The sequence below is a fragment of the Acinetobacter sp. V2 genome (assembly GCF_001188385.1).
In the GTDB taxonomy this organism is placed as follows: domain Bacteria; phylum Pseudomonadota; class Gammaproteobacteria; order Pseudomonadales; family Moraxellaceae; genus Acinetobacter; species Acinetobacter oleivorans.
This window is the reverse complement of the sequence record NZ_JZFB01000001.1, coordinates 186,874-192,969: the sequence shown is the minus strand read 5'-3', so window position 1 is coordinate 192,969 and position 6,096 is coordinate 186,874. Positions and strand designations below refer to the sequence as shown.

Sequence of the window (6,096 nt, the reverse complement as noted above, 5' to 3'; positions counted from 1 at the left end):
CCAGCCGAAGCCATTGCACACGCTGAGCCAACTTCGCCCTGACAGCCCACTTCTGCACCTGAAATAGACGCATTGAGTTTACATAAAATACCGACAGCTGCTGCGCTCAAAAAGAAGCGAACCACTTTGTCTTCGGAAAAATCTTTAGAAAAAGTCACATAGTAATATAAAACTGCAGGAATGATTCCTGCTGCCCCATTGGTAGGTGCAGTCACTACTCGGCCGCCAGCAGCATTTTCTTCATTTACCGCTAAAGCAAATAAATTGACCCACTCCATGGCGTGAAAAGTTGTCACAATCAGGTTTGAATTTTTCTTATTTAATAACTTATCGTGAATTTTTTTAGCTCGACGTTTTACGTTTAATCCACCCGGTAATATCCCTTCATTAATTAATCCATTGTGAATGCACTGCTGCATCACTTTCCAGATGTCCATAATCTTGCTGCGAATCTCAGTTTCACTACGCCAGCTTTTTTCATTTTCAAGCATTAACTCACTCACTGATAAATGATGAGTTTTACATAAGCTTAAAAGTTCAGCCGCACTGTGAAATGGATATGGAACATTAACATCACTGGTTTCAGATTGGGTGTGTGTTAATTGTCTTTGGCTAACAATAAAGCCACCACCAACCGAATAGTAAGTTTCTACATATAAAATTTCTTGAGCCCCATTATACGCAATCAGTTCCATTGCATTGGGGTGATAAGGCAAAGATTCATCTAAAAAAAGCACATCATGCTTATAGTCAAAAGAAATACTCTTTTGCTGATTAAGCTGGATTGCTTTATTTTCAAGAACATCTTCAATCAAGCTTGTGCTTACTTGGGTATCAATATGTTCAGGGTCAAAGCCCATTAAGCCTAACAAAATAGCCTTGTCTGTCGCATGACCAACACCCGTTGCTGCTAGCGAACCGTATAACTTAACCTGAACTCTAACCGTGTTTTGTAGATCATTTTGTTTTAATAAATCATCCACAAAACTGTATGCCGCTCGCATGGGTCCAACTGTATGGGAGCTAGATGGACCAATACCAATTTTAAAAAGATCAAATACACTAATAAACACGGGGTCCTACCTTCAATTCATTATTATTCGTATGTTCGTCATTATTGTGTCCTTTCGGATAGCTCTAAAATTATCATTAAGCTGCCCATAAAGCACTGAAAATAAATGGGTCATTGCCTAAAAACAACACAATCAATTTCTAATTCAATATTTTCCAAAATATGGAATTTTCCATTAATTTAAAGGGTAAATTACTCAACAAATATTTAAGAATTGTTCTTTTTAATAATTAAAATAGAGAACCTTTCCCAATTTTTTAGAAAAAAATTTGGTTTTCAAGCTATTTACTTAGGATTAAAATTATTTAAATATAATTAAAAACAATAACTTAATAAACTTATAGTTCATTCGTTGCCATTAAATAGAATAAAAAATCCCCTATTTACCAATAACCATATATCGTATACGATATATGAAAGAACAATAGTTCTGTCGTTAAGGAAAACGTAATGACAAGTCAGTTTAAAAAGCAGTTATCTCTAATGGATCTTACATTCATTGGCTTAGGCGCCATTTTCGGTTCTGGATGGTTATTTTCAGCAAGTCATGTGGCCTCTCAAGCCGGCCCTGCGGGTATATTGTCATGGATTATTGGGGGCTTTGCCGTTTTAATTCTGGGAATTATTTATTGTGAGTTAGGTGCAGCCTTACCACGAGCAGGCGGTATTATCCGTTATCCCGTATTTTCACATGGTCCTTTACAAGGATATTTACTTGGTTCTGTGACCGTCATTGCCTTTTCAAGTTTAATTGCAATTGAAGTTGTTGCTGCCCGTGAATATGCAGCGGCATGGTTCCCTTCACTTACAGAAATACACGATGGCATCCGATCTCCAACTACCATTGGATGGTTATTTCAGTTTGCACTTTTATGCGTATTTTTTGCATTGAATTATTACAGTGTAAAAACCTTTGCAATTGCCAACAACCTCATCAGTGCATTGAAGTTTGCTGTTCCAGTTTTAGTGATGGTTGCACTTTTATATCACTTTAAACCAGCAAACTTTTCAATGACCGAGTTTGCACCAATGGGCGCTCACGGCGTACAAGGTGCCGTATCTGCTGGCGGTATTATTTTTGCGTACTTAGGTTTAACACCAATTATTTCGGTAGCCAGTGAAGTAAAACGTCCACAATTTACCATTCCTTTTGCACTCATCTTATCTGTCGTTTTAGCAACGATTATTTATGTAGTGCTTCAAGTTGCTTTCTTAGGTGCTGTACCTACCGATATGTTAGCAAATGGTTGGTCAGGACTCAGTGACAAGTTCCCATTACCTTACCGCGACATTGCCATGTTATTAGGTTTGGGATGGTTAGCGCTTTTAGTTGTTTCAGACGCCATTATTTCTCCGTCTGGCTGCGGCAATATCTATATGGCTGCAACTCCACGTGTCATTTATGCATGGTCGAACAGTAATACGTTCTTCCGTATTTTTACTCGTGTAGATCCAAAATCAGGCATTCCACGTTATGCATTATGGTTAACATTTGCACTTTCTGTATTTTGGACTATGCCGTTTCCATCGTGGGACAAATTAATTTCTGTCGTTTCGGCAGCGTTAGTTTTAAGTTATGCCCTAGCTCCTATCACAGTGGGTGCCTTACGTCGTAATGCTCCTGAGCTTGAACGTCCATTCTATGTAAAAGGCTTTACAGTTCTTGGCCCACTCGCCTTTGTCATTGCTTCTTTTATTGTCTATTGGTCTGGCTGGAATGTCATTTCATGGTTATTAGGCGCACAAATTGTATTATTTGCACTCTATGTCATTTTTAAACGCTATGTGCCAACCCAAGAAGTCAGCCTAGCTCAACAATTAAAGTCATCCGCTTGGCTTCTTGTTTACTACATTTTAATGATTATTGTTTCTTACCTTGGCAGCTTCGGTGATGGTGCATCACACCTATTGGCAGCTCCATTTGACACACTTTTAGTTATGGTGATTTCCCTTGGTTGTTACTACTGGGGAATACATTCAGGTTTACCAAAAGCACTGATTAAAAACGATGATGAAGCTTAGCGATCACTTGCTTAAATATATAGGTTGAGGTTTTCTTTCGATTAACAACGTATACAAAATACTATATTTCTCAAAAGTAAAACCTAGGCTTCGATAATTCTCCAACGTCAGAAGAACTACTTTTGACGTTCACTCTAAAGTGAGGTTGATAATGTTAAATATTACTGGTCAAAATTTTATTGCAGGTCAACGTTCAAGTTCGGGCAGTAAATTTGTCTTAAGTTACGATGCTGCAACAGATGAAGCATTACCCTATCAATTTGCTCAGGCAACTCCTGAAGAAATTGATCAGGCAGCTCAAGCAGCTGCATTGGCCTACCCAACTTTTAGACAAACTACGCCAGAACAGCGCGCGGTTTTTCTAGAAACAATTGCCAGTGAAATTGATGCGCTTGATGACCAGTTTATTACCACAGTCTGTCAAGAAACTGCTTTACCTGAAGCTCGCATTCGCGGTGAACGTGGGCGAACTACAGGCCAATTACGTCTATTTGCTCAAGTATTACGCCGTGGTGATTATTTAGGTGCCCGTATTGATTTGGCTTTACCTGAACGCCAACCACTTCCACGTCCAGATATACGTCAATATAAAATCGGTGTTGGGCCAGTTGCTGTATTTGGCGCTAGTAACTTCCCTCTTGCCTTTTCTACTGCTGGTGGCGATACCGCTTCAGCGCTTGCGGCTGGATGTCCTGTTATTGTTAAGGCGCATAGCGGCCACATGGCAACCGCCGAATCAATTGCAAATGCGATTTGTAGTGCAATTGAGAAATGCGCTATGCCAAAAGGCATCTTTAGCATGATTTATGGTCAAGGTGTTGGTGAACCACTGGTAAAACACCCCGCAATTAAAGCAGTTGGATTTACAGGTTCACTCAAAGGTGGCCGTGCTCTCTGCGATTTAGCTGCTGCACGCCCTGAACCAATTCCTGTTTTTGCCGAAATGTCGAGCATTAACCCAATGGTTTTATTACCCGAAGCTCTAAAAGTGCGTGGTGATAAAATTGCAGCCGAACTTAGTGGTTCAGTGGTTTTAGGTTGCGGTCAGTTCTGTACCAATCCGGGTTTAATTATTGGAATTAAATCAGCTGAATTTACCCAATTTCTTGAGCAGTTCATGGCTGCAATGGCTCAGCAGCCACCACAAACCATGCTTAACAAAGGCACTTTAAGAAGCTATGAACATGGCCTTAAAGCATTACTCGCACATGACAAAATTGAGCATTTAGCGGGTCAACCACAACAAGGCCAACAAGCCTATCCTCAGCTCTTTAAAGCTGATGCATCTCTTTTACTAGAGCAGGATGAGTTACTTCAAGAAGAAGTATTTGGCCCAACAACGATTGTGATTGAAGTTGAATCGGCAGAGCAACTTGCTCTAGCGTTAAATGGACTTCGTGGTCAGCTTACCGCATCATTAATTGCGGAACTGCAAGATTTTAAGAACTTCTCTAACCTGATTTCATTACTTGAAGAAAAAGCAGGACGTTTACTTCTAAATGGTTATCCTACAGGTGTGGAAGTTTGTGATGCCATGGTACATGGCGGTCCTTACCCTGCAACTTCAGATGCACGTGGTACTTCGGTAGGAACATTAGCAATCGACCGTTATTTACGACCAGTATGCTATCAAAACTATCCAGATCACTTATTGCCACTGGCTCTTCAAAATGCCAATCCGCTTGGTATTGAGCGCTTAGTGAATGGTGAAATGAGTAAAGCTGCACTTTAATATTTTTGAAGGAGTTTATCCAAGAGATGAACTCCTTTTTATTTAGATCAAAAACGCAAAACGTAACCGCACATTACTCAAATAAAAAAGTGCAAAAAATGAATAGCAAGATGCTGCATTAAGTCAATGCGTAACATATTTTCAAATAAGGATATTGGTATATGACGACAACATTAAAAAAGGTTGTGGCGGCCTCTATGGTCGGCTCCGTAGCTGAATGGTATGAATTTTTCCTATATGGAACTGCTTCCGCCCTTGTCTTTGGTGAACTTTTCTTTCAACAAACGGACAATGCTATAGATGGTATTTTGGCAGCCTTTGCCCTCTATGCCGTTGGCTTTTTAGCGAGACCTATTGGTGGCCTTGTGTTTGGTCATTACGGCGATAAAATTGGCCGTAAGAAATTATTGCAAATTAGCCTGATTATTGTCGGTATAACTACTTTTTTAATGGGCTGTATTCCGACCTTCCATCAAATTGGCTATTGGGCACCTACACTGTTAGTTATACTGCGTTTAATTCAGGGCTTTGCTTTTGGTGGTGAATGGGGCGGCGCAGTTATTTTGGTTTCAGAGCACAGTCCAGATGACCGCAGAGGTTATTGGGCAAGCTGGCCACAAACTGGTGTACCACTCGGCAATTTAGTAGCCACACTGGTTTTATTATTACTTTCAAAAAATCTCTCACCCGAACAATTTCTAGATTGGGGATGGCGCTGTGCATTCTGGTTTTCGGCAGTCGTGGTACTGATCGGTTTATGGATTCGAAAAAATGTAGACGATGCCGAGGTGTTTAAAGAAGCACAGGCCAAACAACAGCTTCTTGAAAAGCAACAACTCGGGATTATTGAAGTTTTAAAATATCATAAGAAATCTGTTATCGCGGGTATCGGTGCCAGATTCGCAGAAAACATTTTGTACTATATGGTGGTTACTTTTTCGATCAGTTATTTAAAGTTGGTCGTTCATAAAGATACTTCGCAGATATTACTGCTTATGTTCGGCGCTCACCTGATCCATTTCTTTATTATTCCTGTTATGGGGCATTTAAGCGATATATTTGGCCGTAAACCAATTTACCTTATTGGAGCTGTACTCACTGCATTTTGGGGCTTTGTCGGCTTTCCGTTAATGGATACAGGCAATAACTGGCTCATCATGTTGGCGATTGTGCTGGGTTTATTTATTGAGTCGATGACCTACTCGCCTTACTCTGCTTTAATGACTGAGTTATTTCCAACTCACATTCGCTATACGGCGCTTTCATTTTG

At 40.1% G+C, this 6,096-nt stretch carries 4 protein-coding genes; 3 read left to right on the top strand and 1 reads right to left on the bottom strand.

Annotation, left to right across the window (positions count from 1 at the left end; translation table 11 throughout):
- Positions 1 to 1,073: L-serine ammonia-lyase (locus UC75_RS00885; RefSeq protein ID WP_228136989.1), on the bottom strand; the 1,073-nt coding region annotated here is incomplete at its 3' end.
- A gap of 449 nt (positions 1,074 to 1,522) precedes the next feature.
- On the opposite strand from UC75_RS00885, the gene UC75_RS00880 reads away from it, so the two are divergent.
- The 3 genes from UC75_RS00880 to abaF form a co-directional block, all read left to right on the top strand.
- Positions 1,523 to 3,094: an APC family permease gene (locus tag UC75_RS00880; protein WP_049836384.1), complete on the top strand. Its 1,572-nt coding sequence runs from the start codon at positions 1,523 to 1,525 to the stop codon at positions 3,092 to 3,094.
- A gap of 151 nt (positions 3,095 to 3,245) precedes the next feature.
- The gene (locus tag UC75_RS00875; RefSeq protein WP_049836383.1) at positions 3,246 to 4,826 is read left to right on the top strand and encodes an aldehyde dehydrogenase (NADP(+)); all 1,581 of its coding nucleotides are present in this window, start codon (positions 3,246 to 3,248) and stop codon (positions 4,824 to 4,826) included.
- A gap of 161 nt (positions 4,827 to 4,987) precedes the next feature.
- Positions 4,988 to 6,096 (top strand): fosfomycin efflux MFS transporter AbaF (abaF, locus tag UC75_RS00870; RefSeq protein WP_416202189.1); only part of this gene is annotated, 1,109 nt, incomplete at its 3' end.

Coding starts and splice junctions, on each gene's coding strand:
- UC75_RS00880 (WP_049836384.1), top strand. CDS start 1,523: ATGACAAGTCAGTTTAAAAAGCAGTTATCTCTAATGGATCTTACATTC.
- UC75_RS00875 (WP_049836383.1), top strand. CDS start 3,246: ATGTTAAATATTACTGGTCAAAATTTTATTGCAGGTCAACGTTCAAGT.